Source organism: Mesorhizobium sp. M1A.F.Ca.IN.020.06.1.1 (assembly GCF_004023265.1).
Lineage (GTDB): Bacteria > Pseudomonadota > Alphaproteobacteria > Rhizobiales > Rhizobiaceae > Mesorhizobium.
On the sequence record NZ_RZSR01000595.1, the window covers coordinates 1 to 3782 of the forward strand.

3 protein-coding genes and 1 pseudogene are annotated in these 3782 nt (G+C 64.7%); 1 reads left to right on the top strand and 3 read right to left on the bottom strand.

Annotation, left to right across the window (positions count from 1 at the left end; all coding sequences use genetic code 11):
- From EOA60_RS23055 to EOA60_RS23065, 3 genes are all read right to left on the bottom strand, one after another.
- On the bottom strand, positions 1 to 876 hold an 876-nt coding region (locus EOA60_RS23055), incomplete at its 3' end, for an ABC transporter substrate-binding protein (RefSeq protein WP_164899478.1).
- 68 nt (positions 877 to 944) lie between these two features.
- The gene (locus EOA60_RS23060; protein WP_127334992.1) at positions 945 to 2039 is read right to left on the bottom strand and encodes an ABC transporter ATP-binding protein; all 1095 of its coding nucleotides are present in this window, start codon (positions 2037 to 2039) and stop codon (positions 945 to 947) included.
- A 389-nt stretch (positions 2040 to 2428) separates the two neighbouring features.
- Positions 2429 to 3325, bottom strand: coding sequence for a LysR substrate-binding domain-containing protein (locus EOA60_RS23065; RefSeq protein WP_066999260.1), 897 nt, complete (start codon positions 3323 to 3325; stop codon positions 2429 to 2431).
- Positions 3326 to 3407: 82 nt separating this feature from the next.
- Here EOA60_RS23065 and EOA60_RS23070 point away from each other — a divergent pair.
- Positions 3408 to 3782: pseudogene (locus EOA60_RS23070) on the top strand (amidohydrolase); the annotation flags it as partial.

The window sequence follows — 3782 nt, forward strand, 5'->3', positions numbered from 1 at the left end:
TTCCTTGCCGCCGGGATTGTTTTTCAGAACCGCGAGCGCGCCGGGCGAGATCAGGCCCTGGTCCCAGATGAACTTGATCTGGCCGCCCGAGTCCTGCTCGATCAGCGAGGCGCGCGTCGACCAGACGATCGCCATCGAAGCCTCGCCGTTGAGCAACACGCTCTGGCTTTCGGCGCCACCGCCCCAATAGGAGACGACGTTTTCCTTGAAGGCGGCGATCTTGTCATGCGCGCGCTTGAGGTCGAGCGGATAGAGCGAGGCGGGTGCCACGCCGTCGGCGAGCAGGGCGGCTTCCCAGCTCGACACGCCCCATTTGTAGAGCGAGCGCTTGCCGGGGAATTTCTTCACGTCGAAAAAGTCGGCCATGCCGGTCGGCGCATTGGAGCCGAACTTCTGCGAGTCGTAGGCGATCACGTAGGAGAAGAAATAGGTCGACGCGGCAAATTCCCAGCCGAAGCCCGGCCGCATCTTGCTCTTGTCGACGATCTTGTAGTCGATCGGCTCGAGCATGCCCTGGCCGCCCAGCGTAATGGCCGAGAACGGATCGACGTCGACCAGGTCCCAGGTCGGCGCGCCGCTCTTGAACTGCGCGGCGATCGCGCCCTCGGTCGGGCCCGAGCCGTCCATCTTCACCGGGATGCCGGTATCCTTGGTGAAGGCCTGGCCGTAGGCGGCGTCGTAAGCGGTGATGGCGTCGCCGCCCCAATTCACCAGCACCAGCCCCTTGGTCTCGGCTTGAGCATGGGTCGAGCGCAGCAGCATCGGCGTGCCGGCGAGCACGAGGCCTGCAAGCTGCGCGAATTGCCGGCGCGAGATCTCGCCGCGTTTTGCCCTCTCTGCGAGGGAGTCGATGGTCTGTTTCTTGGTCTCGTTCATGTCAGTTCCCCTTGTTTTAATTGATCTGATCCGGAAACCGGCGCGGCGAATTCACGCCGCTTCGGCGCTCATTGTCCTCCGTCCGGCAGGAGGAAGCCCTTTTCCGCCGGCCAGGTCAGCCAGACGGAATTGCCCTTGCTCAAAGCTGCCGCCGCCACCTCGTTCGGCACCGAGACGGTGACCTTCGCACCCTGGCGCGTGGTCAGGTCGAGCTTGGTCGCCGCACCCAGATAGGTCGAAGCGACAGCAGTGGCGGCGATGCCGTTTTCGCCGGCCGCTGCCTCCGGCGCGATCGACATGTGTTCCGGCCGGATTGCCAGGATAGCGTCGCCGCGGACCTTTTCTGCTTTGGAGCGCATGTTGACCGCCCGGTCCTCGCAGACACCGGTGGCGCCATTATCGGCGGGCTTGACGCCCTTCACGGGCAGCATGTTGATCTCGCCCAGGAACTCGGCGACGAAGCGGCTGGCCGGCCGGTCGTAGACCTCGTCCGGCCTGCCGACCTGCAAGAGCTTGCCGTGATTGAAAATGGCGACGCGCGAGGAAAGCGCCAGCGCCTCGCTCTGGTCGTGAGTGACGAAGACAAAGGTGGTGCCGGTCTCCTGGTGCAGCCGCTTCATCTCGGCCTGCATCTGGCCGCGCAGGCTCTTGTCCAGCGCCGAGAACGGCTCGTCGAGAAGCAGCACGCCCGGCTCGAACACCAGGGCGCGGGCGAGCGCCACGCGCTGCTGCTGGCCGCCGGAAAGCTGCGCCGGCAATTTCTTCTCGTGGCCTTTGAGACCGACGCGCTCGACCATCTCGCCGACACGGCTTTTGATCTCTGAAGCGGACTTCTTGCGTACCTTGAGCGGAAAGGCGATGTTCTGTTCCACGCTCATATGCGGGAACAAAGCATAGCCCTGGAACACCATGCCGGCGGCGCGCTGTTCGGCCGGCCGGTCGGTAATGTCGGTGCCGTCGCTGAAAAGCCTGCCCTCGCTCGGCTGCACGAAGCCGGCCAAGATCATCAGGAAGGTGGTTTTGCCGGAACCGGATGGCCCAAGCAGCGTCAGGAACTCGCCGCGGCCGATATCGAGCGTGAGATTGTCCAGCGCCCGGAACGAGCCGAAGCTCTTGCCTATCCCGTTCGCCTTGATCTCTGCGGCCCGGCCGGGTTGCTGCATCCTGCCTTCGTCCTCACGCTTGTTTCAAATCGTATGCACGGCGCGCGTTCACCGCAACCGAATAGTTTTCGTCTGTTCGGCAAATTTGATTCACGGATGGGCAGGTGGCGCGAGCGTCTCCCAAACTTGGGCGTTCGGCGGGCTCGCCAACCTTCGCGATTGGCGAAATCGTTCATGCCGTCGGCATTTCAGGGCGGAGCAAGGAGCGAAGCGACGCGCGCAGACCTGGTTGCCATGCCGTGACCTCTGGGAGCTGCAACGGTGCAGAATTCTGATCAAGCGTGCCTTTCGCGATCGCCACGGAATGGATCCTCGGGTCAAGCCCGGGGATGACGACCGGACGATTAGCACTCCGAGGGACATCCTAAGGCGTGCCGGCGTCCCCGCCTTCAATACTTCGCCAGCCTGCTTTCCAAAAGCTTCGCCCGCAGCCAGTCGCTGAAGGCATTGAGTACCGGGTGGCCCGCCTTGGCATGCTCGAAGACCAGATAGTAGGAGCGCGGCGAGGGTACCGTCGCTTCGAACGGCTTGACCAGCCGGCCCTCGCTCAGCGCCCGGCGGCCGGTCAGCTCGTCTCCCATGGCGATGCCCTGGCCGGCGATTGCCGCCGAGAAGACAAGGTTCATGTCGGAAAAGAAGATGCCGCCTTCGGTGTCGGGATTCTCCACCTTCGACAGCGCCAGCCAGCGCGCCCAGTCCTCGGTATCGCTGAGATGCAGCAGGTTGGCGCGCAGCACGTCGGCGGGCTTGGAAAAGCCGCCCACCTTGTTGAGCAACGTCGGGCTGCAGAGCGGGGTGAAGGAGACCTCGCAAAGCAGCTCCACCGCGCGGTTCGGCCAGTTGCCGACGCCGAAGGCGATGAAGGCGTCGGCCTCCGGATTGCTGACATCGTCGAGCCGCCGCGGCGTCAGCACCGAGAGCGCGACGTCCGGATACATCTGCTGGAACTCGCCGATATGGGTGCACAGGAACATCGAGGCGAAGCCCGGCGGACAGGAGATGCCGAAGGAGCCGCCGACGCCGGCGCCGCTGTTCTGCGTCCCCGCGTCGCCGAGCACGGTCAGCGCCTTCCTGACATCGGCGGCGTAGCGCTGGCCGCGCGGCGTCAGCGCCACGCCCTTGCCGATGCGCTGCAAGAGATCGAAGCCGAGGTCGCGTTCGAGCAGCCTCAGCTGATGCGAGACGGCGCTGCGGGTGAGGTGGAGTTCATCGGCCGCGCGCCAGACGCTGCCGTGACGAGCAAAACTGTCGAGGGCGCGAAGCGCCTGCGTGGAGGGTATGCGCAAGAGGCCTCAGGTGAACCGAATTTGCACGAGCCGGGAAAACATATCACTTTTTGAAGAGCCGCTTCACTGCTTTCTTTGCCGCATGGAGAAACCGGCGACGACATCAGCGCAGGAAACGGCACTGGCCTGCATCGACGGCATCCAGCCGCTCTTGTCGGCCTGGACGCGCACCATCTTCGACCTCGGCGAGACCGCCTGGCGCGAGTACCAGTCCGCAGCCTGGTATGTCGACCGGCTGAAGCGTGAAGGCTTTTCGGTGGAAGAGGGCTCGGGCGGCATGCCGACCGCCTTCTGCGCGCATTGGACGAATGGCGACGGACCGACGATCGGCATGTATGCCGAATACGACGCCGTGCCCGGCAACTGCCAGGATGCCGCGACGGTCAAGCAACCGCGGGCGGGGCTCAGCGTCGAGGCGGGTGGCCATACCGATCCGCACTCGGGCCTCGGCATTGGC